Here is a 25,180-nt window from a genome sequence, read left to right as displayed (position 1 = left end):
GATACTGATTGCCGATGACAGACCCACTGGACACCACGTCGGACCGCCGCCCGGGCGGTCGCACCGCCCGCATCCGCGCCCAGGTCCTCGACGCGGTGCGCGCCGAACTCGCTGAACGCGGTCACGAAGGACTCACGGTGGAGGGCGTCGCGACGCGGGCCGGAGTGCACCGCGCCACGGTCTACCGGCGTTGGCGCGATGTCGGCGGCCTGCTCGTCGACGTCATCGACGCCGCAGGCGAGATCGACTGGCAGCCGCCGGACACCGGCTCGCTGTGCGGCGATCTGACGGCCCTCAACCAGGAGATCCAGGAATCCCTGGTCGTGCGGCCGTCGTTCGCCGTCGCCCTGATGGCCGCCTCGTTCCACTCCGAACAGGCCGCGCAGGCCCAGACGCGGATGTGGACGGACCGGTACGCCCAGTGCGAGATCCTCGTCGAGCGCGCCGTCGGGCGCGGTGAACTCCCCGCACCGCACACGGACGCGCGGAGCCTGTTGATCGCCGCCACGGCGCCGCTCTACCACCAGCTCGTGCTCCTGCGTGCCGATCAGGACCCGCACCTCCCCGAACGGGCTGCGCAGACGGCAGTCCTGGCGGCTGGTGCGGGCGCCTTCTCCGTCCGTCGGGAAGAGAGCGTGTGACCGAGGAGACCTGGGCGGTCTCATCCCGAGCTGTCGGTCAAGCGGAACGTTCGCCGTTACCGGGAACGACCAGGTTCCGGAGGTGGTCGACTGCCGTTCGGAGGGCTTCCAGCTCTGCCAGGCGTTCGGCGTTCCGCTCGGCGAGCGCGGTGTTCAGCCCGGCGAAGAACCGCGTGCGGTACGCCAGGTCTGTCTCGATCCGTTGCAGTTCGGCGAACAGGGCTGGCAGCTCGGGCCGTTGTGGAGTCAGCGCGCGCAGGCGCGTGAGGCGGGGGAAGTACCGCCGCAGGAGGGCCTGCACGACCCCTGCGGCGAAGACCAGCCGGATCAGCGAGAGCGTCACGATTGCCCTCCGTGTTCGGCCTGTTGGTGACGCTTGCGCAGCACCCGGCAGTCGGTTTCCCTGCTCCCGTCGTGCTCGGCCCTGGCGACGGCTTCGGCGAGGTCGAACTCCTGGCACGTCAGGCAGGGTTCGGGCTCGGTCTGCCCGCCCGGAGGCGTCCCGTCGGGGGTCACCATGCGGGCCCCCTGCGGCTCCGGGTGTTGACCCGTGCGTTCTCGGCGGTCAGCCGCTCCGCCGGCGTCGGGGGCCGGACCTGTCCGGGGACGGCTTCCCATTCCGGGCCCCCGCTGACCGGCCGGAGCGACCAGTACGGACCGGAAAGCCCACGGAACTCTCCGGTGCGGTTTCCGTGCCCGGTATCGACCATGAGCGTGCCGAGAGCCGGGACGTATGAAGTCCCTTGCCTGGCGGGGGAGTTGTTATCTGTAGACATCACCACTCCTCTCCGTAGTCATTCGACTACCGAGGCGGCTCAGAGTGGCCTACAGTCGAGTCAGTCTTCAACGTTGCTTTAGCGGAGGGCACATTGGTAAACCGCAAGGAGTTGAATCCTGAAGCAGGCCCCGAGGCGGCTTTCGGGGCGCGGTTACGCAGATTACGCGAGGCTCGCGGCTGGATTCAGGACGAACTGGCCGCGCTGATCGGTTACACGGGCAGGCATATTTCGGCCATCGAAACTGGTCGCAAGCCGCCAACTCTGCGCTTCACACGCAGTGCTGATGCAGCGTTCGGGATAGCGGACACCGCTGACTCGTTGGAGCGCGAATGGCGTGAGATGCGGCACGGGTCGCTGCTGGAGGGCTTCCCGCAGTACGTGGGGCACGAGGGCCGGGCCGTGGAGATCCGTATCTTCAACCTTGGGATCGTTCCCGGTCTGCTTCAGACGCCCGAGTATGCACGGGTATTGGCGGACAGCGCCGTGCGTCGGGGCGCCATCACGCCCGACCAGGCGGATGAACGCGTCGCGTTCCTGGCCGAGCGACAGGCAGCACTCGTGCGGCCGCGGCCGCCCATGCTGTTTGTGACCCTGGATGAGAGCTGCATTCGTCGGCCCGTTGGCGGATCCGGCGTCATGAAAGCCCAGTTGGCGCATCTGGCCGAGTTCGCCGAGTTGCCCAACACTCTGCTGCAGGTGGCACCGTACGAGATAGGCGAGCGCCGCACGTTCGACCTACCCATGACCCTCCTGACGGCGCCGGATCGGTCCGTGATCAGCTACGCCGAGTCGCAGGCCCAGGGCTATGTGGACCGGGAGAACAGCTCCGTGATGCCCTCGTTGACGGCCTACCATCAACTCCAGGCCGTATCGCTGTCCCAAGAGGCGTCCGTGGCCATGATCAACCAGTTGCGAAAGGGCACCCCATGACGACCGAATCCCCCCGTTGGTTCACGTCCTCGTACAGCAACAACGGCGGCGACTGCATCGAGGTCGCCACCAACCTGGTTGCCTCGCGCGGCGTGGTCCCCGTCCGTGACTCCAAGAACCCGAGTGGCCCGGTTCTGGACGTCACCGCCGGTGTGTTCGCTTCCTTCGTGGCAGGTGTCAAGGGCGGAGAGCTCGGAGCCGTCTGACTGCCCGCCATGCAGGTCGGATTCGTAGCCATGATCAGTCAGGTGAGAAAGGGCATCCTGTGACAACCGATTCGCTCCGCTGGTTCAAGTCCTCGTACAGCAACAACGGCGGTAACTGCATCGAGGTCGCCGCCAACCTCATTGCATCGCACGGCGTGGTCCCCGTCCGTGACTCCAAGAACCCGAGTGGCCCGGTTCTGGACGTCACTGCCGGTGTGTTCGCTTCCTTCGTGACGGGTGTCAAGGGCGGAGAGTTCGGCGCCGTCTGATCAGACAGCCGACCGGTACCGGTTCACAGCGGCCCCACCGCGCACCGCCGCACGGTGGGGCCGTTCGCTGTCCGTCCCTCGCCGGGCCGGCCTCAGCCGGTCAGTGCCTGGGTGCCGAGGACCGCGAGGAGGGCCAGTTTCTCCGCGTCCGGGGAGTCCGGCTCGGTCGTGTAGATCATGATGCGCAGATCGCTGCCCGCGACGGCAAGCACGTCGCAGTCCAGTGCCACGGCCCCCACCTGCGGGTGATCGATGGTCTTGTGCGCCACCTCGTGCTGCTCCACGGACCCGGAATCCCACAGCTCCGCGAACCGGTCGCTGCCGTCGCGCAGTTCCGCGATCAGCCGCCGCACCCCCTGGTCCGCCGGATACCGGATCGACGTCGCCCGCAACCCGGCGACCTGCGAGGCCTCAAGGGTGCGCCGGGACTCCGCTGTATGGCGGGCCCGGGTGCCCGAGCCGAGGAAGTTGCGCCACACCGCGTTGCGGTCCTTGCCGTGCCACTCACCCATCAGGGCCGAGTACAGCGGGTTGGCCAGCAGCAGCGTCCACGCGGCGTCGAAGACCGCGACCGGTGTGCCGGTCAGCCGGTCCAGCATCCGCTGGACGCCGGGCGTGATGTAGCCGGGCACCGTGCCCCGGCCCGGTGGTACGAGCCCGGCGGCGCCGAACAGGTGCTCCCGTTCCGCTCCGGAGAGGCGCAGCGCCCGGCCCAGGGCCTCGACGACCTGCACCGACGGGTTGTCGGCCCGGCCCTGTTCGAGGCGGGTGACGTAGTCGACCGAGATTCCGGCCAGCAGGGCCAGCTCCTCGCGGCGCAGCCCGGCCGCACGCCGGTGGCCGCCGACGGGGAGCCCGGCCGCCTCCGGGGAGACCCGGTCGCGCCAGCGCCGCACCGCCCGTCCGAACTCCGTGGTCGCCATGCCACCACTGTGCCCCGGTCCGCGCGGATGTTCCTGGTACTGGCAGTCACAGGAAGACGGGACGCCTGGCTGACCGCGCGCTCCCGCCGCATCGTGGAGGCATGACGACAACACTGATCACCGGAGCGAACAAGGGGCTCGGCCACGAGACCGCCCGCCGTCTCATCGCCGCGGGCCACACCGTCTACCTGGGCAGCCGGGACGCCGGACGCGGGCGCCGGGCCGCCGACGAACTGGGCGCGCGGCTGGTCGTCATCGACACCACCGACGACGCCTCCGTCGCGGCGGCGGTCGAGGTCGTCGAGGCCGGGGGAGGGCTCGACGTACTGATCAACAACGCCGGTATCGAGGAGCGCGGCGAGAACAACACCGTGATCGGCGCCGCGGAGGTGACGGCCGACACGATGCGCGGCACGTTCGAGACGAACGTCTTCGGCACCGTCCGGGTCCTGCACGCCTTCCTTCCGCTGCTGCGGCGCTCCGCCGCCCCGGTGGTGGTCAACGTCAGCAGCGGTCTGGCCTCACTGACCGGGGTCAGCACCCCGGACACCCCGGGGTACGGCTACCCGGGCGTCGCCTACCCGGCGTCGAAGACCGCGGTCAACATGATCACCGTGCAGTACGCGAAGGCGTTTCCGGAGATGCGGATCAACGCGGTGGAGCCGGGCTTCACCAAGACCGATCTGAACGGGAACACGGGCATTCAGACCGTCGAGCAGGGCGCCGAGATCATCGTGCGCATGGCGCAGGCGGGCCCGGACGGCCCGACGGGCGGCTTCTTCGACGCCGAGGGCACCCTGCCCTGGTAGATCCGGTGAGCGGGCGGGCGCCGGGCCAGGTCCCTGGCCCGGTCCCCCGTTCCTACAGCCCCGCCGCCCGCGACAGGTCCGCCTTGATCGCCGTCAGGATCCGGTCCGCCCGGGTCCTGGCCGCCGGGACGCCGTCGATGGAGTCCACCGGGAGCACCACCTCCAGATAGCACTTGATCTTGGGCTCGGTGCCGCTCGGGCGGACGATCACCCGGGCGCCCTCCAGGTGGTAGCGCAGGCCGTCCGTGGGCGGGAGCTGCTCCGTGCCCGCGGACAGGTCCTCGGCGCTCGTGACCTTGAGGCCCGCCAGTTCCGTCGGCGGCTGTTCGCGCAGCCGGCGCATCGCGTCCGCGATCACCGACAGGTCCTCGACGCGCACCGACAGCTGGTCCGTCGCGTGCAGACCGTGCTGGACGGCCAGCTCGTCGAGCAGGTCGAGGAGCGTGCGGCCCTCGGCCTTCAGGGCCGAGGCCAGTTCGGCGACGAGCAGGGCCGCGGTGATGCCGTCCTTGTCGCGCACGCCGTCGGGGTCGACGCAGTACCCGAGCGCCTCCTCGTACCCGTACCGCAGGCCCTCGACGCGGGCGATCCACTTGAAGCCGGTCAGCGTCTCCTCGTACGGGAGTGACGCCGCCTCCGCGATCCGGCCGAGCAGCGACGACGACACGATCGACTCGGCGAACGTGCCGGTCACCCCGCGGCGGACCAGGTGCGCCGCGAGCAGCGCGCCCAGCTCGTCGCCGCGCAGCATCCGCCAGTCGCCCTCGTACGGGACGGCCACCGCGCAGCGGTCCGCGTCCGGGTCGTTGGCGATGACGATGTCGGGGGTGGCGCGGCGGGCGGTCGCGAAGGAGAGGTCCATCGCGCCCGGCTCCTCCGGGTTGGGGAAGGCGACCGTCGGAAAGGCCGGGTCGGGCTCGGCCTGTTCGGCGACGAGCACCGGCTCCGGGAAGCCCGCCCTGGCGAACGCGGCGAGCAGGGTCTCCGTGCCGACGCCGTGCATCGCCGTGTAGACGGTACGGGCGGTGCGGGGGGACCCGGAGGTCAGTACGGCGTCCGTACGGGCCAGATAGGCCTCCAGGACGTCCTCGCCGAGGATCTCCCAGCCGCTCTCGGGGCGCGGTACGTCGTGCAGGCTCCGCACCGCGTCGATCTGCGCGGCGATCCCGGTGTCCGCCGGGGGCACGATCTGCGAGCCGTCGCCGAGGTAGACCTTGTACCCGTTGTCGCGCGGCGGGTTGTGGCTCGCGGTGACCTCGACGCCGGCGACCGCGCCGAGATGGCGGATGGCGAAGGCGAGGACCGGGGTGGGCAGCGGGCGCGGCAGGACGGCCGCGCGCAGCCCGGCGCCGGTCATCACCGCCGCGGTGTCCCTGGCGAAGTCCGCGGACTTGTAGCGGGCGTCGTACCCGACGACGACCAGGCCGCCGGCCCGGCCCTGCGCCTTGAGGTACGCGGCGAGACCGGCCGCGGCGCGTATGACCACGGCCCGGTTCATCCGCATCGGGCCCGCGCCCAGCTCCCCGCGCAGGCCTGCGGTGCCGAACTGGAGGGTGCCGCTGAAGCGGGCGGCCAGCTCGGCCGTGGCGTCTGCGGCGTCCTCGGTACCGTCCGTCGCCGCCTCGATGAGCCGTGCCAGCTCTTCGCGGGTGTCGGTGTCGGGGTCCTCCGCCTGCCAGGTCTTGGCGCGGGTGATCAGGTCCTGCTGCACGGTGGTTCTGCCTTTCGTCCTCATGGGGCGGGGGGCGCCGCCCCCGGGCCCCCGCGCCTCGATCTCCCCCGGCTACCGCTGGGAGGGGCCCCAGGAGGGGCTGAAAGATGTCCTCGAACGCCGGAGGGGCTGATTCCGGGGCTGGTTCTCCCAGCCCGTCCGGCGGTCAGGGACACAGGGGCTCAGATCCGCTCCAGGACCTTCGAGAGCAGCGAACCCATCCGGGTGGCCGAGTCGCGTCCGGCCTGCAGTACCTCTTCGTGGTTGAGCGGCTCGCCGGTCAGTCCGGCCGCCAGGTTGGTGACCAGGGAGATGCCGAGCACCTCGGCGCCGGCCTCGCGCGCGGCGATGGCCTCCAGCACCGTGGACATGCCCACCAGGTCGCCACCGAGCACCCGGACCATGTTGATCTCGGCGGGCGTCTCGTAGTGCGGGCCGGGGAACTGGACGTACACGCCCTCTTCCAGCGTGTTGTCGACCTCCTTGCACAGCGCGCGCAGCCGCGGCGAGTACAGGTCGGTGAGGTCCACGAAGTTGGCGCCGATGATCGGCGAGGTGGCCGTCAGGTTGAGGTGGTCACTGATGAGGACCGGCTGGCCGGGCCGCATCCCGGGACGCAGGCCGCCGCAGCCGTTGGTCAGGACGACGGTCTTGCAGCCCGCCGCGACGGCGGTACGCACGCCGTGCGCGACGGCGGCGACACCGCGGCCCTCGTAGTAGTGGGTGCGGCCCAGGAAGACCAGCGCGCGCTTGTCCCCGACGGCGTACGAGCGGACACGGCCGCCGTGGCCCTCGACGGCGGGCGGCGGGAACCCGGGCAGTTCGGTCACGGCGAAATCGGACACGGGCGTACCCAGTGCGTCGACGGCCGGCGCCCAGCCGGAGCCCATCACGATGGCTACGTCGTGGGTCTCCGCACCGGTGAGTTCACGGAGGCGGGTGGCGGCGGCGTCGGCGGCGACAGTGGGGTTGTCGGCGGCGCCCTGGAGGTCCGGGTTAGCTGAAGCGTTCACGCCGAAGAGGGTAACCGTTCTGGGCCTACGCGCGTAGATGTTGTGGCCGACGGACTTCGGATCGTTGTGTTGTCGTTTCCGACGAACGGCCCGGAACGGCCCCCGGAGGACTGGCCCGCGGCCCTCAGCAGGGGCGCTTGCGGAGTTCCATCACATAGTCGTGAGGGGCGCCCGCGGACTCGGCCGCGTCGGCCAGCTCACCCAGGTACCGCGCCGAGGGCAGCCCGCCCTCGTACCCGTTCAGTACGTAGATCCAGGCGGGCTCCTCGCCCTCCAGGGTGTCCACCCGGACCCGCATCCGCCGGTATATGTCGAGGCCGACACCCTCCCAGCGGTCCATCGAGTCCTGGTCCATCGGGGCGATGTCGTACAGGGCGACGAAGACCTGTGAGCGCGGCGCCTCCACCAGGGTGGCGAGCGCTCCCTCCCAGCCCATCTGCTCCCCGCCGAAGGTCAGCCGCCAGCCGTTGAGCCAGCCGGTGCCGCGCAGCGGGGAGTGCGGGGCGCGGCGACTCATCAGCCGCGCGTCGAGGTTGCCGGCGTACGCGGCGTAGAGCGACATGGTGTCGAGGGTACGACAGTGGCATTTCGGGGCCGGGCCACTCGGCCGCGACAGCCGTCGGAACGAGGTCCCGGGCCGCCCTCCGGAAGCCGGGGGTGCCCCGGGGGTGAAGCATCTTGAAGAGTGCGGGACAATGAGGCACGTACTGCATTCCCCGGGGGCTCCCCCCGGACCCCCGGCCGGGGCGGCAGTGCGGCCGGGGTGACAACGCGAGGCGGATTTTTCGTGACCCGGATCGTGATCATCGGCGGCGGACCTGGCGGATATGAGGCCGCCCTGGTGGGCGCCCAGCTCGGCGCGGAGGTGACCGTCGTCGACTGCGACGGTCTCGGTGGGGCATCCGTGCTCACCGACTGCGTGCCGTCCAAGACTCTGATCGCCACGGCCGAGGTGATGACGACCTTCGACTCTTCGTACGAGGAGTTGGGCATCATCGTCGCCGACGACACCCCACCGCTGGAACAGGCGGCCCGGGTGGTCGGCGTGGACCTCGGCAAGGTGAACCGGCGGGTCAAGCGGCTCGCCCTGGCCCAGTCGCACGACATCACCGCGTCGGTCACGAGGGCCGGTGCCCGGGTGATGCGCGGGCGCGGCCGGCTCGCGGGACAGCAGGCGACGGACGGCTCCCGCAAGGTGATCGTCACGGCGGCCGACGGCACCGAGGAGACGCTGACGGCCGACGCGGTGCTGCTCGCGACCGGCGGTCACCCCCGGGAGATCCCGGACGCGCAGCCGGACGGCGAGCGCATCCTGAACTGGACGCAGGTGTACGACCTGGACGAGCTCCCCGAGGAGCTCATCGTGGTCGGCTCCGGTGTCACCGGCGCCGAGTTCGCGGGCGCCTACCAGGCGCTCGGCTCCCGCGTCACGCTGGTCTCCAGCCGGGACCGGGTGCTCCCCGGCGAGGACCCGGACGCCGCGGCCGTCCTGGAGGACGTGTTCCGCCGCCGGGGCATGAACGTGATGGCCCGCTCGCGCGCCGCCTCCGCCAAGAGGGTGGGCGACCGGGTCGAGGTCACTCTGGCCGACGGCCGGGTCATCTCCGGCACGCACTGCCTGATGGCGGTCGGTGCCATCCCCAACAGCGCGGGCATGGGCCTGGACGAGGCCGGGGTCCGGCTCAAGGAGTCGGGCCACATCTGGACCGACAAGGTCTCCCGTACCAGCGCCCCCGGCGTCTACGCGGCCGGTGACGTCACCGGGATCTTCGCCCTCGCCTCGGTCGCGGCCATGCAGGGCCGCATCGCGATGTACCACTTCCTGGGTGACGCGGTGCAGCCGCTCGACCTCAAGACGGTCTCCTCCAACGTCTTCACCGACCCGGAGATCGCGACCGTCGGCTACAGCCAGGCCGACGTGGACTCGGGCAGGATCGAGGCGCGCGCCGTCAAGCTGCCGCTGCTGCGCAACCCGCGCGCCAAGATGCAGGGCATCAGGGACGGCTTCGTCAAGATCTTCTGTCGTCCCGGTACCGGCATCGTGGTCGGGGGAGTGGTCGTGGCTCCCCGGGCCAGCGAGCTGATCCACCCGATCTCGATCGCCGTCGACAACAACCTGACGGTGGAGCAGATCGCGAACACCTTCACCGTGTATCCGTCGCTCTCCGGCTCGATCGCCGAGGTGGCGCGGCAGTTGCACACCCGGAAGACGGCCGGCGAGGCCTGACGGAGAGGCCCGCGGACCCGGTCCGCGGGCCTGGTCGGCGCACGACCTGACGGCAACTGTGCCCCCTATACCACTTGCTGACCCAATCTGTGCGCAACTTCTGCTTTTCGGCGCAAAGTGCTGAGAACTATCGGCCGGTCAGGTTACTGTCTGTTTCGTGTTCGCTGCTGAACGTCGCCAATTGATCCTTGAAATGGTGCGTGCGAACGGGGCCGTGTCGCTCCGTGAGCTCGCCCGTGTCGTCCAGACCTCCGAAGTGACCGTACGGCGGGACGTGCGGGCGCTGGAGGCAGAAGGACTCCTCGACCGCCGCCACGGCGGTGCGGTCCTGCCGGGTGGTTTTACGCGAGAGTCCGGCTTTCCGCAGAAATCCCATCTCGCGACCGCCGAGAAGACGGCCATCGCCGATCTCGCCGCAGGGCTCGTCGAAGAAGGCGAAGCCATCGTGGTGGGCGCGGGGACGACCACGCAGGAGCTGGCCCGCCGGCTCGCCCGCGTCCCCGGACTGACGGTGGTCACCAACTCCCTCCTGGTGGCTCAGGCGTTGGCCCATGCCAACCGGGTCGAGGTCGTGATGACCGGCGGCACGCTGCGCGGTTCCAACTACGCCCTGGTGGGCAGCGGTGCCGAGCAGTCCCTCCAGGGGCTGCGGGTCTCCCGCGCCTTCCTCTCCGGCAGCGGACTGACCGCCGAGCGCGGTCTGTCGACCTCCAACATGCTGTCGGCCAGCGTCGACCGGGCGCTGGTGCAGGCCGCCGCTGAGGTGGTGGTCCTCGCCGACCACACCAAGCTGGGTACCGACACCATGTTCCAGACCGTGCCGACGGATGTGATCACCCGGCTGGTCACCGATGAGCCGTCCGCCCAGGACGACCGCGCGGCAACGGAGTTGCAGGCGCTGGCCGACCAGGGCGTGCAGATCGCGGTGGCCGGGCAGGGCGGCGGCGCGGGCTCCGGACCGGGCGGTGAGACCGTACCGGCCGGGCGGCCGCCCCGCAGGGACATGCCGCTCCCCGGGCAGCGGCGTACGCACCCGGGCGGGCCGGGGCCGCAGCCGCTGCGCAGCGCGGTATCGCTCGCCGAGCAGCAGCAACAGGCGCGGGTCGCCGACATGCGCCGCCGCTAGGGGCTTTTCGGCCCCGTTCCGTCCGGCAGGCCCCGTTCCGTCCGGGCAGGCCTCGTCCTGTCCGGCAGGTCTCGTGCTGCCGGGCAGCCCCGTTCTTTCCGGCGGCCCCGTTTCACGGAGCGAGCCCCCGGCCGGTGTGTCCGGCCGGGGGCTCGACTGCGTAGCGGTGGGTGGCGGTCCCGTCAGTCCTTGATCTCGCAGATCATGGCGCCGGACGAGACGGAGGCGCCGACCTCGGCGGTGAGGCCCTTGACGGTGCCGGAGCGGTGCGCGTTGAGCGGCTGCTCCATCTTCATCGCCTCCAGGACGACGACCAGGTCGCCCTCCTTGACCTCCTGGCCCTCCTCGACCGCGACCTTGACGATCGTGCCCTGCATCGGGGACGCGAGCGAGTCACCCGATGCGGCGGAGCCGGCCTTCTTGGCCGCCCGGCGCTTGGGTTTGGCACCCCCGGCCAGACCGGTACGGGCCAGGGTCATCCCCAGCGAGGACGGCAGCGAGACCTCAAGACGCTTGCCGCCGACCTCGACGACGATCGTCTCGCGGCCGGACTCGTCCTCGTCCGCGTCGCCGCCGACCGGGGCGAACGGCGGGATCTCGTTGACGAACTCGGTCTCGATCCACCGGGTGTGAATCCGGAAGGGGTCGGCCGTGAAGGCCGGGTCGGCGACGACCGCGCGGTGGAACGGGATGGCGGTGGCCATGCCCTCCACGGTGAACTCGTCCAGTGCGCGGGCCGCGCGCTGAAGGGCCTGCTCGCGGGTGGCGCCGGTGACGATCAGCTTGGCGAGCAGCGAGTCCCAGGCGGGGCCGATGACCGAGCCCGACTCGACACCCGCGTCGAGGCGGACGCCGGGGCCGGTCGGCGGGGCGAAGGTGGTGACGGTGCCGGGTGCGGGCAGGAAGCCGCGGCCCGGGTCCTCGCCGTTGATGCGGAACTCGAAGGAGTGACCGCGCAGCTGGGGGTCGTCGTAGCCGAGCTCTTCACCGTCGGCGATGCGGAACATCTCGCGGACCAGGTCGATGCCCGAGACCTCTTCGGTGACGGGGTGCTCCACCTGGAGGCGGGTGTTGACCTCCAGGAAGGAGATCGTGCCGTCGACGCCCACCAGGAACTCGACGGTGCCCGCGCCGACGTAACCGGCCTCCTTGAGGATGGCCTTGGACGCGGCGTAGAGCTGGGCGTTCTGCTCCTCGCTCAGGAAGGGCGCGGGCGCCTCCTCGACCAGCTTCTGGTGGCGGCGCTGGAGGGAGCAGTCGCGGGTGGAGACGACGACGACGTTGCCGTGCTGGTCGGCCAGGCACTGGGTCTCGACGTGCCGGGGCTTGTCGAGGTAGCGCTCGACGAAGCACTCGCCGCGGCCGAAAGCGGCGACGGCCTCGCGGACCGCCGAGTCGTAGAGCTCGGGGATCTCTTCGAGGGTGCGGGCGACCTTCAGGCCGCGCCCGCCGCCGCCGAAGGCCGCCTTGATCGCGATCGGCAGGCCGTTCTGCTCGGCGAACGCCACGACTTCGGCGGAGCCCTCGACCGGGTCGGGGGTACCGGCGACCAGGGGGGCGCCCGCGCGCTGTGCGATGTGCCGGGCGGCGACCTTGTCACCGAGGTCGCGGATGGCGTGCGGCGGGGGGCCGATCCAGGTGAGCCCGGCGTCGAGGACGGCCTGGGCGAATTCGGCGTTCTCGGAGAGGAAGCCGTATCCGGGGTGGATGGCGTCGGCGCCCGAGTCCTTCGCGGCCTGGAGGACCTTGCCCATGTCCAGGTAGCTGGTGCCCGGGGTGTCACCGCCCAGGGCGAACGCCTCGTCGGCCGCGCGTACGTGCGGTGCGTCCCGGTCCGGCTCGGCGTAGACGGCTACGCTCGTGATCCCGGCGTCCCGGCAGGCCCGTGCGACGCGGACAGCGATCTCGCCACGGTTGGCGATGAGCACCTTGTGCACGATGGCTCCCTCCTTGCTGTGTTTTCCCCGCTCGCACCCCGAGCCGGGTTACTCGGCAGGTCATCGTGCCGAAGAGTTCGCTTGAAACAAGCTGAGTTTAGGGACTGCCGACACCATGTTTCGAGCTGTCCCCATGGGTGAGCTTCCCCACACACGGTGTGACGCGAGCGCCGGCTGCGCCGCGAAGTCCCTTGTCACACCACGGTACGGAGGGTTCCCAGAACCCACAGTAGCCCCGCCACATGGGTTAGGTCTCTGTCAGTCGGGACCGCTGCGGCTCGCGTTTCTTTGTGGAGTCCCTACGAAGGGACGGGTGATTCTTTGCCGCCCGTTCCGACCCCTTGTCCCGGGCGACTACCCGTTAGTAGCCTGCGCGGTATCGCACGTACTTGCGGTAACAAGCGGTATGTGACCGGAGATTCCGACTGGGGGTGGCTCATGGCACGCAGGCCGGTGGCCTTGGTGGCTGCGATTGTCCTCTTCCTTGAGGCGTTCGGGATCGCCTTCGTGAACCTGATACTCGGAAAGGTCGCCCACAACCAGAACATGTCGCTGGCGGGCCTGGACCCGAGCGCGATAAGCACCGGCTCCTGGGTGGCCGGGGGTGTCTTCGGCGCCTATCTGCTGCTCTGCGCGTTCTTTCCGCTGCGCGCCGGGATCACGGACCGCGCGCCCGGCCGCTTCGGCCGGATCCTGCTGATCACCTGCGCGGTGGTGCACGGCGTCCTGGGGGCACTCACCCTGGGGCTGGTCGGCTGGCCCGCCTTCGTCGCGATGATCGTGGTGCTCGGGCTGATCGTCCTGACCCTGGTGGCATACGAGAGGGACCGCCCGGAGCCGGAAGCGGCGCCGGGACCGGAGCCCGCCGACGGCGCACCTGCGGCCGCCTGATCCGGACGGAAGGCCCTAAGGTCGGCCGGGTGAAGATCCCCCGCCTGCTCGACGGCCGGCTGAAGTTCCGTCATCTGGTCCTCGTCGACGCGCTCTCCCGCCGGGGCAGCGTGGTCGGCGCCGCCGCCGAACTGCACGTGACACAGCCCGCCGCGACGCGCAGTCTGCACGAGCTGGAGGACATCCTCGGCGTACCGCTCTTCGAGCGCGGCCCCCGGGGCGTCACCGCGACCGTGTTCGGCGAGGCGTTCACCGCCCACGCACGCACCGTGCTGGCCGAGTTGACGCAGGCGGGCCGCCACGTGGTCGAGCTGGCCGACGCCGACCGCGGCACGGTGATCGTCGGCACTCACCTCGCCGGGTCGAACGTCCTGCTCCCGAGGGCCATCGCCGCGGTCAAGAAGGAACGCCCCTACCTCACGGTGATCGTCCGGGAGGCGTCGCCCGAGGCCCTGCTCCTGGAACTGGAGGCCGGACGCGTCGACTTCATCGTGGGGAGGCTGACCGTACCGTCCGACGAGCGCACCGTACGCCGCAAGCTGTACGACGAGTCGGTCGAGCTGGTCGTCAGGGCCTCGCACACGCTCGCCGGGCAGCGGGCGGTGGATCTCGCGGAGCTGGCGGACTACCCGTGGATCCTGCCGGGCGCCGAGACCGCGCTGCGCCGGGAGATCGAGGAGTTCTTCGCCCGGCACGGGATCGCCCTGCCGATGAACCGGGTGGAGACCACCTCGTTCCTGACCGTGCGCCAACTGCTCCTGGAGACCGACGTGGTGGCGGCGCTGCCCAGCCTGATCACCCGCGACGACCCCCGCATCGTCCGTCTCGGTGTCCCGCTGGAGCCGATCGGGCACAGCGTCGGACTGACCCTGCCCGCCGCCCGTACCCCCAGTCCCTCGGCACGGGCGCTGGTCCAGGGCCTGGAAGAGGTCGCCGCCGGCATGACCCCGCAGGGCGCCGACGGCGACGGTTCTCCGTGAGTGGAGCCCGCTCGCTCCTCCCCGGGCGCCGCCGCTTTCAGCGGGCCGTCCCGAGGAAGCGCTCCGCGTTGCCGTGGGTGATCAGCGCGCGGTCCGCGTCGCTGAGGAAGCCGCTCTTGCGGACGACGTCACCGACCGGGCGTTCGCCCAGCGGGTACGGGTAGTCGCTGCCCACCATCACCCGGTCCGCGCCGACCGTGTCGACCAGCAGCCGCAGGGCGCGGTCGTCGAAGACCACCGAGTCCACGGAGAACCGGCCGAGGTAGTGGGAAGGCGGGAACCGCGAAGTGCCGATGACGTCGTGGCGGCCGTGCCACGCGTTCTCCATCCGGCCCAGCCAGAAGGCGAACGAGCCGCCGCCGTGCGCGAAGCAGATCTTCAGCCGGTCGTCGATCCGGTCGAAGACCCCGCCCAGGATCAGCGCGAGGATCGACAGATGGGTCTCCGCGGGCATCGCGGTGAGCCACTGTGCCATCCAGCGGTCGAGCCGGGGCGAGCTGGCCATGTCCCAGGGGTGCACGAAGACCGGCACATCCAGCGAGGCGCAGTGCTGGAGGAAGGTGACGACGCCCTCGCTGTCCAGGTCGAGGTCCCCGACATGATTGCCGATCTCCACCCCCCGGTGGCCGTTGGCGACGCTGCGCTCCACCTCGCGGCAGGCCGCGTCGGTGTCCTGGAGCGGCACCTGGCAGAAGGGGATCAGCCGGCCGGGAGCCGGCGCGACGATCTCCAGGGCCAGATCGTTGAAGATCCGCGCGATCCTGGCGGCCTCCGCGCCGCTGCGGCCGTACTGGAAGAACGCCGGAGTGGGGGAGACCACCTGGGCCCGTACGCCGTCCGCGTCCATGTCGCGCAGCCGGGTTTCCGCGTCCCAGCAGTCCTGCTGGACCGGGCGGAACTCCCGGGTCCCCATCATGATCATGGCTTCGGACTCGGACTCGATCCGCAGCCACGGCGCGTCCGGCCCGGCGTCTGCCGTCAGGTCCGGCCAGCCGCGCGGCACGTAGTGGGTGTGGATGTCGATCGTACGGTCCACGGTCAGCCCTTCCCCGGGTGGAGGGCCCCGCACTGCGGGCAGCTCCGGGCCTTCTCGTTGTCGTAGAACTCCGCGAACACCGGCGGCAGATCGGCGACGATGTCCCGGACCTGGAGTTCGGTCTCATGGACGAGGGCCGCGCAGTCGGGGCAGTACCACTGGAAGCGTTCCAGTGTTCCCTCTTCGCGCACCCGCTCGATGACCAGACCGATCGAGCCGGGGTCGGGCCGCTGCGGGGAGTGCGGGAGGCTGCCGGGCAGCAGCCATGCCTCGCCCTCCTTGATGTGCACGGTCCGCGGGCCGTCCTCGCTCATGACGTTGACGTGCATATCGCCCTTGACCTGGTAGAACCACTCCTCGTACGGATCGAGGTGGTAGTCGGTCCGCTCGTTCGGGCCGCCGACGATCTGGACGATGAAGTCCTCGCCGAGTGACATCGTCCTGTTGTTCACCGGGGGCTTGAGCAGGTGCTCGTGCTCGGTGATCCAGCCCTGGAAATCGATGACCGGGGGGATGGCGGTCATGAGAGCACCTCCGTGCTGTGTGCGTTCGTGTTCGCTGTGCCGGGCGCCTCCGTGCCGCGCGGCAGATGGGCCACCGCCTGGATCTCTATCAGCAGGTGCGGGTGCGGCAGCTGGTGCACCGCGACCGTGGTCCGGGTCGGCCCCTGCTCGTCGAAGTACTCGCCGTAGACCTCGTTGTAGCCGCCGAAGTCGTTCATGGAGACCAGGTACGTGGTGAGCTGGGCGATGTCCGAGAGCTCAGCGCCGACCTCGGCGAGGATGGCCCGGATGTTCTCGATCACGGCACGGGTCTGCGCCCTGATGTCCAGCCGGGTGGTGCCCAGCTCGTCGGCCTCGGCGCCCACGAAGGTGTTGTCCGGCCTGCGCGAGCTGGTGCCCGACACATAGACGACGTCGCCGACGACCTTCACGTGCGGGAACCGGCCGCGCGGGGTGGCCCGCCCCCTGATCACCTGTGCGCCGCTCATCGGACCCCCCTCAGCGACACGGAGCCGAGCCCGGCGACGTCGCACGTGGTGACGCCCGCCGCCAGCGGGACCGCGGCCGTCGCCGCGCCCGCGAGCACGACGTGGCCGGCCCGCAGCGGGATGCTCCGGCGGCGGCACATGCCGAGCAGCGCGTGCAGCGCGTGCACGGGGTCGCCGAGAATGGCGGCCGTGGAGCCGGTCACCTCGGCCGTGCCGGTGCGCAGCAGGACCGCGCGGTTGGCCGTTTCGCCGAACGGGCGCCAGGGCCCGATCACATAGCCGGCCGCCGATGTGTTGTCCGCGACCACATCGCCGTAGGTGAACCGGAAGTCCTGGTACCGGGAGTCGATGATCTCGATCGCGGGCGCCATCGCGTCCACACAGGTCTCGATGTCCGTCAGCGGGTCGGCCAGGTCCACATCACGGCAGAGCCGGTACGCGACCTCGGGCTCGGCCTTCGGATGGATGAAGCGGGCCAGCGCCGCGTCGTCGCCGTCGGCGATCCGCATCGCGTCGGTCAGCCTGCCGACGATCACGTCCGACACGCCCATCTGGGCCATCTTGGCCTTGCTGGTGAAGCCCAGCTTCACCCCGGTGATGAGCTCGCCGCGCGCCTGCCTGCGGGCCAGCAGCGCCCCCTGGACCGCGTACGCGTCGTCGATGCCGAAGGTGTGGGTGTCGGCGAGGCTCGGTGTGCCGGTCCGGGACGTCTGCGCCGCGTCGAGCCGCGCCGCCAGCTCGTCCACGGTGGCGGTGCCGAGGGGCTCCGGGCCGGTGGTGGTCTCGTCCGCGGTCACTGGCCGCTCCCGTCCGTCAGGGACCCGCGCCGTGCGGCCAGGTCCAGTGCGATGTCCACGATCAGGTCCTCCTGGCCGCCGACCAGCTGGCGGCGGCCGGCCTCCAGGAGAATCTGCCGGGTGTCGAGTCCGTACCGCCCGGCCGCGCGTTCGGCGTGCAGCAGGAAGCTGGAGTAGACGCCCGCGTACCCGAGGGTCAGAGTCTCCCGGTCCACCTGCACCGGGCGGCTGCGCATCGGCCTGACGATGTCGTCGGCCGCGTCCTGCAGCGCGAACAGGTCGCAGCCGTGCTCCCAGCCCATCAGATCCGCGACCGCGACGAGCGACTCCGCGGGGCAGTTGCCCGCCCCCGCGCCCTGGCCCGCCAGCGCCACGTCCACCCGGCGGGCGCCGTGCTCCACCGCCGTGACGCTGTTGGCGACGGAGAGCGAGAGGTTCTCGTGGGCGTGGATGCCGATCTCGGTGGACGCGTCGAGCACCTCGCGGTACGCGTCGACCCGGTCGGCGACGTCGCGCATGGTCAGCCGGCCGCCGGAGTCCGTCACGTACACGCAGTGCGCGCCGTACGACTCCATGAGCGCGGCCTGCCCGGCCAGGCCCTCGGGGGAGTTGAGGTGGCTCATCATCAGGAAGCCCGATACGTCCATCCCGTTCTCACGCGCCCAGGCGATGTGCTGGGCCGCGACGTCGGCCTCGGTGCAGTGCGTGGCGATGCGCACGCTCCGTACGCCCAGCGCGTGCGCCCGGCGCAGATGCTCGATGGTGCCGATGCCGGGCAGCAGCAGGGTGGTGAGCTTCGCGTGGACCAGGACGTCGGCCGCGGCCTCGATCCACTCCTCGTCGGTGTGCGCGCCGAAGCCGTAGGTGGCGCTCGACCCGCCGAGCCCGTCGCCGTGCGCGACCTCGATGGCGGCGACCCCCGCCCGGTCGAGCGCGCCGACGATCCGGCGCACCTGGTCGACGGTGTACATGTGCCCCATCGCGTGCATGCCGTCGCGGAGGGTCACGTCCTGTACGTAGAGCTTCATGGGGCAACCCATCCTCGGAGTGCGGCGATCTTCTCGGCCGTGCGGACCGCGGCGGAGGTCATGATGTCGAGGTTCCCCGCGTAGTCGGGCAGGTAGTGGCCCGCGCCGACGACCTCAAGGAACACCGAGACGCGGACCCCGGTGACCCGGCGCCCGAGCGCCGGGACCAGGACGTCGGTGAGGTCCTCGAACTGCACGTCCTGCTTGAGCCGGTAGCCGGGCACGTACGCGCGTACCGCGTCGGCCATCTCCCGTACGGAGGCGGCGATCCGCTCCCGAACGCCGGCCGCCGCGGCGCCCTCGACCACGCAGTGCACGGTGTCGCGCATGGCGAGCGGCGGCTCGGCCGGGTTGAGCACGATGATCGCCTTGCCCACCGCGGCGCCGCCGACGACCCGGATGGCCTCGCTGGTGGTCTCGGTGAACTCGTCGATGTTGGCGCGGGTACCGGGGCCCGCCGAGCGGGACGCGATGGAGGCGACGATCTCGCCGTACGCGACCGGGACGATCCGGGAGACGGCGGCGACGACCGGGATGGTCGCCTGCCCGCCGCAGGTCACCATGTTGACGTCCGGCGCGTCCAGGTGCTCGTCGAGATTGACCGAGGGCACCACGAAGGGGCCGAGTGCGGCCGGGGTCAGGTCGACCATCAGCTTCCCGTGGGCACGGGCCAGTTCGGCGTTGCGGACATGGGCGCCGGCGGACGTCGCGTCGAAGATCACCTTGATGTCGGCGAACTCCGCCAGCTCCACCAGGCCGTCGACCCCCCGGTGGGTGGTGGCGACCTTGAGCCGTGCGGCGCGTGCGAGGCCGTCCGAAGCCGGGTCGATCCCCGCCATCGCGCCCATGCGCAGCGTCTTCGACAGCCGCAGCACCTTGATCATGAGGTCGGTCCCGATGTTGCCGGAACCGATGACGGCGACCGGGACGGAGCCGGATGCCGATGCGTTCGCCGATGCGTTCGCCGATGCGCTCGCCGGGTCGTTCGCTGGACCAGTCACTGGGTCTTCTCCTTGCCCGCGGTCTCCGCCGCCGCGTCGATGACGGCCTCGACCTCGCCGAGACCGTCCAGGGCGAGCCGGAACCGGCCGGGCCCGGTGACCGGGACCATCGGCCCGAGCGCGCCGGACATGACCACGTCGCCCTCACGCAACGGCCGCCCCCGGGCGATGAGTTCGCGCGCCAGCCAGGCCACGGCGACGACGGGCGAGCCGAGGCAGGCGTGTCCGGCCCCGAACGCGACCGGCTCGCCGTCCCGCTGGAGCGTCATCCCGACCCGGGCGAGATCGCGGCCGGTCAGTGCGTACGGGGTGGTGCCGAGGACGACCGCACCGCTGGACGCGTTGTCCGCCACGGTGTCGGTGATGGACAGGTCCCAGCCGGCGATCCGGGAGTCCACGATCTCGATGGCGGGCAGCACGAACTCGGTCGCCCGCAGGACGTCCGCGACCCCCGCGCCCGGCCGCACGATGTCCCGGCCGAGCACGAAGGCGATCTCGCCCTCGGCACGCGGCTGGAGGAACCGGCCGAGCGGCAGCGGCTGGGTGTGGGCGTACACCATGTCGTCGAAGAGCACCCCGAAGTCCGGCTGGAAGACGCCGAACTGCTGCTGCACGACGGGGGCGGTGAGCCCGATCTTGGCGCCGGCGACCCGGGCGCCGGTCGCGCTCCTGGCCTCGGCGAGCCGCCGCTGCACCTCATAGGCGGCGTCCAGATCGGTGCTGCCGATGAGCTCCCTGACGGGGGCGCACGGGGTTCCGGTGGCGGCGGCTCCGGCGAGCCGTGCGACCGCGGAGCTGATCGGGTCGGAGGGCGCCGCGGCGGGGGAGTGGTGATCGTTCACAGCTGTACGCACACATTCGTCGGCTCGGTGTAGAAGTGCATCGAGGACGCGCCGCCCTCCCGGCCGATGCCGGAGAGTCCGGTACCGCCGAAGGGGGAGCGCAGGTCGCGCAGGAACCAGGTGTTGACCCAGGCCATGCCGACGTCCATCGCCTGGGCCACCCGGTGGCCGCGGCGCAGGTCGTTGGTCCAGACGGACGCCGCGAGGCCGTACTCGGTGTCGTTGGCGAGCGCGACGGCCTCCTCCTCGGTGTCGAAGGGGATCAGCGCTGCCACCGGGCCGAAGATCTCCTCGCGTACGGGGCGGTCCTTGTTGGTCAGGCCGGTCCAGAGCGTCGGCTCGATCCAGGAACCGCCTGCCAGTTCCGGGCCCAGCTCCGGCACACCGCCACCGGTGAGCACCTTCGCCCCGGCCTGCTCGGCCAGGTCGAAGTAGCCCAGCACCTTGGAGCGGTGGGCCTGGGAGATGAGAGGCCCTGTGGTGGTCCGTTCGTCGCCGGGGGAGCCGAGGCGCAGGGCGCGGGCCCGTTCGGCCAGTCCGTCCGCGATGTCCGCGAACACCGAGCGCTGCACGTACACCCGCTCGGTGCAGAGGCAGACCTGGCCGGTGTTGGTGAAGACGGATTTCGCCAGGCCGGTGAGCGCCTCCTCGGTGTCGACGTCGTCGAAGACGATGGCCGCGTTCTTGCCGCCCAGTTCGAACGAGACCGGGCGCACGCGCGGTGCGACGGTCTTCATGACGTGCGAGCCGGTGGCGGACGACCCGGTGAAGGTCACTCCGTCGATCCCCGGATGGGACGTCAGGTACGCGCCCGCCGAGTCGGCGCCGAAGCCGTGGACCACGTTGTACACACCGGCCGGCAGACCGGCTTCGGCCAGTACCTCGGCCAGCAGGGTCGCCGTGGCAGGCGTCTCCTCGCTGGGCTTGACGACCACCGCGTTGCCGCAGGCGAGCGCCGGGGCGACCTTCCAGGTGAGCAGCAGGAGCGGCAGGTTCCACGGCACGATGACCGCGACGACCCCGAGCGGCTTGCGCACCGCGTAGTTGAGGGCCTGCCGGCCGCCCGGGAGGTCGGTGAGGAACGACTCCTGGCCCGCCGCCGCGATCACGTCCGCGAAGGTGCGGAAGTTCGCGACGGCCCGTGCGACGTCGAGCGACCGCGCCTGGGACACCGGCTTGCCGGTGTCGGCGACCTCGGCCGCCACGAACTCCTCGAAGCGTGCCTCGATCCGGTCGGCGGCCCGCCGCAGAAGAGCGGTCCGCTCCGCGACGGGCGTGCTCGCCCAGCCGTCGTGGAGGGCCCGCCTGGCCCCTCGTACGGCCCGGTCGACCAGCGGTCTGTCCGCCTCGTGCACCCGGGCGAACACCCGGCCGGTCGCCGGGTCGGCCTTGTCGAAGCCGCGGACCGTGCCCTTGGGGCCGTCCGGGTCCACGAACCGTCCGTCAACGAAGTTGCGGATCCACCGCCCTGCATCTGCCGTCATGCGTCCCACTGTGATCCGCTCAGCCATGCCGGACAAATGCACTTCCTGTGCTCCGGCATAACCAAATGGGCATACCAGGTCCCCGGCGGAGGCGGGACGGGGCGGGGCTGCGGCGGGCTTGCGGCTGGCTTGCGAAACGGTGGCTTCGGCGGCTCGTGCGGCAGTCTCGCGGTCTCGGGCTATACCGAAATGGCTATGGGGAAGCCCGGATTCAGTATTTGTGCGTCATGGCACACGGGGCCACGATCCACGGAACAAGCGAGAGGGCACCCCGTGAACGATTCCCCCGTGAACCCACCACCTCCGGTGAAGGCTCCGGAAGGCGCGGCCGCGCCCGCCAGGACCGCCGTGGCGACGCTCGTCGGCACGACCCTGGAGTGGTACGACTTCTTCCTCTACGGCACGGCCGCGGCACTGATCTTCAACAAGCAGTTCTTCCCGTCGCTCAGCCCCGCGGCCGGCACCCTCGCCGCCTTCAGCACGCTCGCCGTCGGCTTCGTCGCCCGGCCGCTCGGCGGCCTGGTCTTCGGCCACTTCGGCGACCGGATCGGACGCAAGGCGACCCTCGTGGTCTCCCTGGCCCTGATGGGGATCGGCTCCACCCTCATCGGCCTCATCCCGGGCTACGCCTCCATCGGCTTCTGGTCGCCGGTGCTGCTCGTCACGCTGCGGATCATCCAGGGCATCGGACTGGGCGGCGAGGGCGCGGGTGCCACCCTGATGTCGATGGAGCACGCGCCGGGGGCCAGGCGGAACCTCTACGCGGGTTTCCCGCAGATGGGGACCCCGGCCGGCCTGGTCCTCGCGAACGTCGTCTTCCTGGCCGCCAACTCGCTCCTCGGTGACCACGCGTTCACCTCGTGGGGCTGGCGGGTGCCCTTCCTGCTGAGCTTCGTCCTGGTCGCGGTGGGCCTGGTGATCAGGCTCCGGGTGACCGAGTCCCCGTCCTTCCACCGGGTGCTCGCCGAGGGCGAGGTGGTCAGGTTCCCGCTGGCGGAGTCCCTGAAGGTCGGCTTCCCCCGGCTGGTGCTGACCCTGCTCGCCGTGGTCGCCAACTCGGCCGTCGCGTACGTGTTCATGGTGTTCACGCTCTCGTACGGCAGCGAACACCTGCACTACGACAAGCAGTTCCTGATCCTGAGCGTGACCGCGGCCGCGGTGCTCTGGTTCGCGGCGATACCGGTGTGGTCGGCGTACGCCGACCGGCACGGCCGGCGCACGATGTTCATCGCGGGCTCCGCCGCCGTCCTGGTCTGGTGCGTGGTCTTCTTCCCGCTGCTGAACACCGGCAGCTCCGTGCTCGCCGTGGTCGCGCTCGCGGGGATGGGGCTCATCATCCCGGTGACCCACTGTGTGCAGGGCTCCATCATCGCGGACACCTTCCCGGCCCGGGTCCGGTACTCGGGGTCCTCGCTGATCCTGCAGAGCGGCGCCATCCTGGGCGGCGGGCTCGCCCCCGTGATCGCCACCGCGCTGCTGAACGCCGGCGGGACCTCCACCGGAGTGACCTGGTACCTCGCGGTGATCTGCGCGGTCAGCCTGGGCGGAGCCGTCGCGCTGTTCCGGCTGGTCCCGGAGGGCGCCTCCGCGGCCGCTGGGGAACCGGCGGACACTGTTGCCGCGGACTCCCTCACCGGCCGGCCGGTGACCGACACAGGAGGTACGAGATGACGCGCTCCGGCACGGGGCCGACCGGGACCGGGCCGACGGGCACGGAGCTGATCAGGACGGGGCCCATCCGCTACGCGACGGCCGAACGCTTCGGGCGGCCGCGTGCCGTGGCGGCGGGGGACACCCGCCCGTCGAGCGGCGAGATCTGCCCGCAGCCGCCGTCCAGGCTCGACGCGGTGATGGGCCCGCCGCGCGACAAGCGCCCCCAGGGCGAGGACTGCCTGAACCTGACGGTCACCACCCCGGCCAGGGACGGCGGGGCGCGCCCGGTGATGGTCTGGTTCCACGGCGGCGGGTTCAGCAGCGGCGCCGGGCTCATGGACTGGTACGACGGCGGCGCGCTCGCCGCGCAGGGCGACGTGGTGGTCGTGGGCGTCAACTACCGGGTGGGCGCGCTCGGTTACCTCTGCCTCGACGGCGTCGCCGAGGGGAACCTCGGCCTGTACGACCAGCTCGAAGCGCTCCGCTGGGTGCGGGCGCACATCGCGGAGTACGGCGGCGACCCCGACGGCGTCACCGTCTTCGGCCAGTCGGCGGGCGGGATCTCCATCCGGCTGCTGATGGAGCTGGACGAGGCCCGGGGGCTCTTCCGCCGGGCGATCCTGCAGAGCGCCCCTCTCGCGCTCACCGAGCGGTCCCGCGACGACGCAGGGGCGCTCGGCCGGATCTTCGCGGACCACCTCGCCGCCCGGGGCGAGTCCCCCCGGACCGCGGGGCACGCGGCGCTCCTCGACGCGCAGCGCGAGAGCGCGGTGGCTCATGTGCTCCGGTCGGGCAGCACCCTGGAGCCGCCGTTCAGCCCGGTCGACGGCGTGCTCGGCGGGGACGGCGCGGCCTTCGCGGAGAACGTCCGCGGCCTTGACGTCCTGTACGGCTGGAACGCCGACGACATGACCGCGTTCCCCGGCGAGGAGGGCGATCCGGGCGAGCTCACCGCGCGGATGTACGCCGCCCCGCTCGCGGAGCTCGGCGGCCGGCTCGTACGGGCCGGAGCCCGGGTGCACGCCTACCGCCTCGACTGGCGTCCGGCGGGCTCGGCCCTCGGCGCGACGCACTGCCTCGAACTGCCGCTGCTGCTGGGCGACAGGGCGGCCTGGGAGGGCGCCCCGATGCTGGGCGACACGTCGTGGGAGGAGGTCGAGGCGCTCGGCGCCGCACTGCGCGGCACCTGGCTCGGCTTCGTACGGACCGGGGTTCCCGGCGCGGCGCCCGGGCCGCTGCACTGCGCGGCGGGTCCGGTTCCCGGGCTCTGACGGCGGTCGGCGCCGCTCAGACCCAGAGGTCCGTGAGGGAGACGTCCAGCCCGGCCAGCAGCTTGCGCAGCAGTGGCAGCGAGAGGCCGATGACGTTGCCGTGGTCGCCCTCGATGGAGTCGATGAAGGGCGCCGAGCGGCCGTCGAGGGTGAAGGCCCCCGCGACATGGAGCGGTTCGCCGCTCGCCACGTACGCGGCGACCTCGGCGTCCGTCGGCTCGCCGAAGCGGACTGTGGTGGAGGCGGTGGCCGACGCGCTGCGGCCGGTCGCGGTGTCGATGACACAGTGGCCGGTCTGCAGGACGCCCGCCCGGCCGCGCATGGACATCCAGCGCGCGGTGGCCTCCTCGGCGTCGGCGGGCTTCCCGAGCGCCTCGCCGTCCAGCTCCAGTACGGAGTCGCAGCCGATGACGAGGGCGCCGGCCGCGGTGTCGCGGGCGGCGACGGACCGGGCCTTGGCCTCGGCCAGTACGAGGGCGAGTTCGGCGGGGGTGGGTGCGCTGATCGCGTCCTCGTCCACGCCGCTGACGATCACCTCGGGGTCCAGCCCGGCGTTGCGGAGCAGTCCGAGACGGGCGGGCGATGCGGAACCGAGAACGAGCCGGCGCTGAGCAGTCATGGGGCCCATCGTATGG

The 25,180-nt window shown here is 71.3% G+C and carries 28 protein-coding genes; 11 read left to right on the top strand and 17 right to left on the bottom strand.

The annotated features are described in order from the left end of the window. Positions 1 to 14 precede the first annotated feature (14 nt). Entirely contained in the window at positions 15 to 641 is a 627-nt protein-coding gene (locus OG285_RS11875; protein WP_371790933.1) for a TetR/AcrR family transcriptional regulator, read from the top strand. Positions 642 to 678: 37 nt separating this feature from the next. Here OG285_RS11875 and OG285_RS11870 read toward each other — a convergent pair whose 3' ends face one another. The 3 genes from OG285_RS11870 to OG285_RS11860 are packed head-to-tail and all read right to left on the bottom strand — an operon-like array spanning position 679 to position 1,417. Further along, on the bottom strand, positions 679 to 984 hold the full coding sequence (locus tag OG285_RS11870) for a hypothetical protein (protein ID WP_371790932.1): 306 nt from the start codon (positions 982 to 984) through the stop codon (positions 679 to 681). Beyond that, positions 981 to 1,160, bottom strand: coding sequence for a hypothetical protein (locus tag OG285_RS11865; RefSeq protein WP_371790931.1), 180 nt, complete (start codon positions 1,158 to 1,160; stop codon positions 981 to 983). Before OG285_RS11865 ends, OG285_RS11870 begins: the two co-directional genes overlap by 4 nt. Continuing rightward, positions 1,154 to 1,417, bottom strand: coding sequence for a hypothetical protein (locus OG285_RS11860; protein ID WP_371790930.1), 264 nt, complete (start codon positions 1,415 to 1,417; stop codon positions 1,154 to 1,156). Before OG285_RS11860 ends, OG285_RS11865 begins: the two co-directional genes overlap by 7 nt. A gap of 93 nt (positions 1,418 to 1,510) precedes the next feature. Here OG285_RS11860 and OG285_RS11855 point away from each other — a divergent pair, with 93 nt between their 5' ends. From OG285_RS11855 to OG285_RS11845, 3 genes are read left to right on the top strand one after another with little or no spacing between them, the layout of a single operon-like run. After that, positions 1,511 to 2,350: a helix-turn-helix transcriptional regulator gene (locus OG285_RS11855; RefSeq protein WP_371790929.1), complete on the top strand. Its 840-nt coding sequence runs from the start codon at positions 1,511 to 1,513 to the stop codon at positions 2,348 to 2,350. After that, positions 2,347 to 2,556: a DUF397 domain-containing protein gene (locus OG285_RS11850; RefSeq protein ID WP_371790928.1), complete on the top strand. Its 210-nt coding sequence runs from the start codon at positions 2,347 to 2,349 to the stop codon at positions 2,554 to 2,556. The genes OG285_RS11855 and OG285_RS11850 overlap by 4 nt, the downstream gene beginning before the upstream one ends. A 59-nt stretch (positions 2,557 to 2,615) precedes the next feature. Then, positions 2,616 to 2,825, top strand: coding sequence for a DUF397 domain-containing protein (locus tag OG285_RS11845; protein WP_371790927.1), 210 nt, complete (start codon positions 2,616 to 2,618; stop codon positions 2,823 to 2,825). Positions 2,826 to 2,917: 92 nt separating this feature from the next. On the opposite strand, the gene OG285_RS11840 is transcribed toward OG285_RS11845, so the two are convergent. Beyond that, positions 2,918 to 3,748: a helix-turn-helix transcriptional regulator gene (locus tag OG285_RS11840; protein WP_371790926.1), complete on the bottom strand. Its 831-nt coding sequence runs from the start codon at positions 3,746 to 3,748 to the stop codon at positions 2,918 to 2,920. 101 nt (positions 3,749 to 3,849) lie between these two features. On the opposite strand from OG285_RS11840, the gene OG285_RS11835 reads away from it, so the two are divergent. Beyond that, positions 3,850 to 4,557, top strand: a complete 708-nt coding sequence (locus OG285_RS11835) for an SDR family NAD(P)-dependent oxidoreductase (protein WP_356828448.1) — start codon at positions 3,850 to 3,852, stop codon at positions 4,555 to 4,557. A gap of 52 nt (positions 4,558 to 4,609) precedes the next feature. Here OG285_RS11835 and OG285_RS11830 read toward each other — a convergent pair whose 3' ends face one another. The 3 genes from OG285_RS11830 to OG285_RS11820 form a co-directional block, all read right to left on the bottom strand. Then, positions 4,610 to 6,292 carry a phospho-sugar mutase gene (locus tag OG285_RS11830; RefSeq protein WP_371790925.1) on the bottom strand — a complete coding sequence of 561 codons (1,683 nt, stop codon included), beginning with the start codon at positions 6,290 to 6,292 and terminating at the stop codon, positions 4,610 to 4,612. 158 nt (positions 6,293 to 6,450) lie between these two features. Further along, entirely contained in the window at positions 6,451 to 7,281 is an 831-nt protein-coding gene (locus tag OG285_RS11825; protein ID WP_356828442.1) for a purine-nucleoside phosphorylase, read from the bottom strand. Between the two features lie 124 nt (positions 7,282 to 7,405). Continuing rightward, on the bottom strand, positions 7,406 to 7,843 hold the full coding sequence (locus OG285_RS11820; protein ID WP_164266553.1) for a gamma-glutamylcyclotransferase: 438 nt from the start codon (positions 7,841 to 7,843) through the stop codon (positions 7,406 to 7,408). A 225-nt stretch (positions 7,844 to 8,068) separates the two neighbouring features. Here OG285_RS11820 and OG285_RS11815 point away from each other — a divergent pair, with 225 nt between their 5' ends. Further along, complete coding sequence (locus OG285_RS11815; protein ID WP_356828440.1) at positions 8,069 to 9,508, top strand: NAD(P)H-quinone dehydrogenase; 1,440 nt, start codon at positions 8,069 to 8,071, stop codon at positions 9,506 to 9,508. A gap of 157 nt (positions 9,509 to 9,665) precedes the next feature. Further along, positions 9,666 to 10,634 carry a DeoR/GlpR family DNA-binding transcription regulator gene (locus OG285_RS11810; protein WP_356828438.1) on the top strand — a complete coding sequence of 323 codons (969 nt, stop codon included), beginning with the start codon at positions 9,666 to 9,668 and terminating at the stop codon, positions 10,632 to 10,634. A gap of 182 nt (positions 10,635 to 10,816) precedes the next feature. On the opposite strand, the gene OG285_RS11805 is transcribed toward OG285_RS11810, so the two are convergent. Further along, positions 10,817 to 12,571 (bottom strand): biotin carboxylase N-terminal domain-containing protein, encoded by a 1,755-nt coding sequence (locus tag OG285_RS11805; RefSeq protein ID WP_371790924.1) that lies wholly within the window; start codon positions 12,569 to 12,571, stop codon positions 10,817 to 10,819. A 438-nt stretch (positions 12,572 to 13,009) separates the two neighbouring features. Between OG285_RS11805 and OG285_RS11800 the strand changes: the two genes are divergently transcribed. After that, positions 13,010 to 13,462 carry a hypothetical protein gene (locus OG285_RS11800; protein ID WP_371793509.1) on the top strand — a complete coding sequence of 151 codons (453 nt, stop codon included), beginning with the start codon at positions 13,010 to 13,012 and terminating at the stop codon, positions 13,460 to 13,462. A gap of 29 nt (positions 13,463 to 13,491) precedes the next feature. Continuing rightward, a complete protein-coding gene (locus tag OG285_RS11795; RefSeq protein ID WP_356828432.1) occupies positions 13,492 to 14,442 on the top strand; it encodes a LysR substrate-binding domain-containing protein in 951 nt (316 codons plus the stop codon). A gap of 37 nt (positions 14,443 to 14,479) precedes the next feature. On the opposite strand, the gene OG285_RS11790 is transcribed toward OG285_RS11795, so the two are convergent. The 8 genes from OG285_RS11790 to OG285_RS11755 all read right to left on the bottom strand — a co-directional run bounded on the left by OG285_RS11790 (position 14,480) and on the right by OG285_RS11755 (position 21,621). Next, positions 14,480 to 15,478, bottom strand: coding sequence for an amidohydrolase family protein (locus OG285_RS11790; protein WP_371790923.1), 999 nt, complete (start codon positions 15,476 to 15,478; stop codon positions 14,480 to 14,482). Between the two features lie 2 nt (positions 15,479 to 15,480). Continuing rightward, the gene (locus OG285_RS11785) at positions 15,481 to 16,002 is read right to left on the bottom strand and encodes a 3-hydroxyanthranilate 3,4-dioxygenase (RefSeq protein ID WP_356828428.1); all 522 of its coding nucleotides are present in this window, start codon (positions 16,000 to 16,002) and stop codon (positions 15,481 to 15,483) included. Beyond that, complete coding sequence (locus tag OG285_RS11780; protein ID WP_356828426.1) at positions 15,999 to 16,469, bottom strand: RidA family protein; 471 nt, start codon at positions 16,467 to 16,469, stop codon at positions 15,999 to 16,001. Before OG285_RS11780 ends, OG285_RS11785 begins: the two co-directional genes overlap by 4 nt. After that, positions 16,466 to 17,266: a 2-keto-4-pentenoate hydratase gene (locus OG285_RS11775; protein WP_371790922.1), complete on the bottom strand. Its 801-nt coding sequence runs from the start codon at positions 17,264 to 17,266 to the stop codon at positions 16,466 to 16,468. The genes OG285_RS11780 and OG285_RS11775 overlap by 4 nt, the downstream gene beginning before the upstream one ends. Continuing rightward, a complete protein-coding gene (dmpG, locus tag OG285_RS11770; protein ID WP_356828422.1) occupies positions 17,263 to 18,294 on the bottom strand; it encodes a 4-hydroxy-2-oxovalerate aldolase in 1,032 nt (343 codons plus the stop codon). The genes OG285_RS11775 and dmpG overlap by 4 nt, the downstream gene beginning before the upstream one ends. Then, positions 18,291 to 19,178, bottom strand: coding sequence for an acetaldehyde dehydrogenase (acetylating) (locus OG285_RS11765; RefSeq protein WP_371793508.1), 888 nt, complete (start codon positions 19,176 to 19,178; stop codon positions 18,291 to 18,293). The genes dmpG and OG285_RS11765 overlap by 4 nt, the downstream gene beginning before the upstream one ends. Positions 19,179 to 19,291: 113 nt before the next feature. Beyond that, positions 19,292 to 20,137, bottom strand: a complete 846-nt coding sequence (locus OG285_RS11760; RefSeq protein ID WP_371790921.1) for a 2-keto-4-pentenoate hydratase — start codon at positions 20,135 to 20,137, stop codon at positions 19,292 to 19,294. After that, positions 20,134 to 21,621, bottom strand: a complete 1,488-nt coding sequence (locus OG285_RS11755) for a 2-hydroxymuconic semialdehyde dehydrogenase (protein WP_371790920.1) — start codon at positions 21,619 to 21,621, stop codon at positions 20,134 to 20,136. The genes OG285_RS11760 and OG285_RS11755 overlap by 4 nt, the downstream gene beginning before the upstream one ends. A 348-nt stretch (positions 21,622 to 21,969) precedes the next feature. On the opposite strand from OG285_RS11755, the gene OG285_RS11750 reads away from it, so the two are divergent. Together OG285_RS11750 and OG285_RS11745 are read left to right on the top strand one after the other, a co-directional pair. Then, entirely contained in the window at positions 21,970 to 23,292 is a 1,323-nt protein-coding gene (locus OG285_RS11750; protein ID WP_356829069.1) for an MFS transporter, read from the top strand. Then, on the top strand, positions 23,289 to 24,545 hold the full coding sequence (locus OG285_RS11745) for a carboxylesterase family protein (protein ID WP_356828414.1): 1,257 nt from the start codon (positions 23,289 to 23,291) through the stop codon (positions 24,543 to 24,545). The genes OG285_RS11750 and OG285_RS11745 overlap by 4 nt, the downstream gene beginning before the upstream one ends. Before the next feature lie 16 nt (positions 24,546 to 24,561). Here OG285_RS11745 and OG285_RS11740 read toward each other — a convergent pair whose 3' ends face one another. Further along, positions 24,562 to 25,173 carry a nucleoside triphosphate pyrophosphatase gene (locus OG285_RS11740; protein WP_371790919.1) on the bottom strand — a complete coding sequence of 204 codons (612 nt, stop codon included), beginning with the start codon at positions 25,171 to 25,173 and terminating at the stop codon, positions 24,562 to 24,564. Positions 25,174 to 25,180 lie beyond the last annotated feature (7 nt).

Source organism: Streptomyces sp. NBC_01471 (assembly GCF_041438865.1).
Taxonomy (GTDB): Bacteria; Actinomycetota; Actinomycetes; order Streptomycetales; family Streptomycetaceae; genus Streptomyces.
Note: the sequence above shows the minus strand (reverse complement) of the source record. Positions and strands in the feature narration are given on the sequence as shown.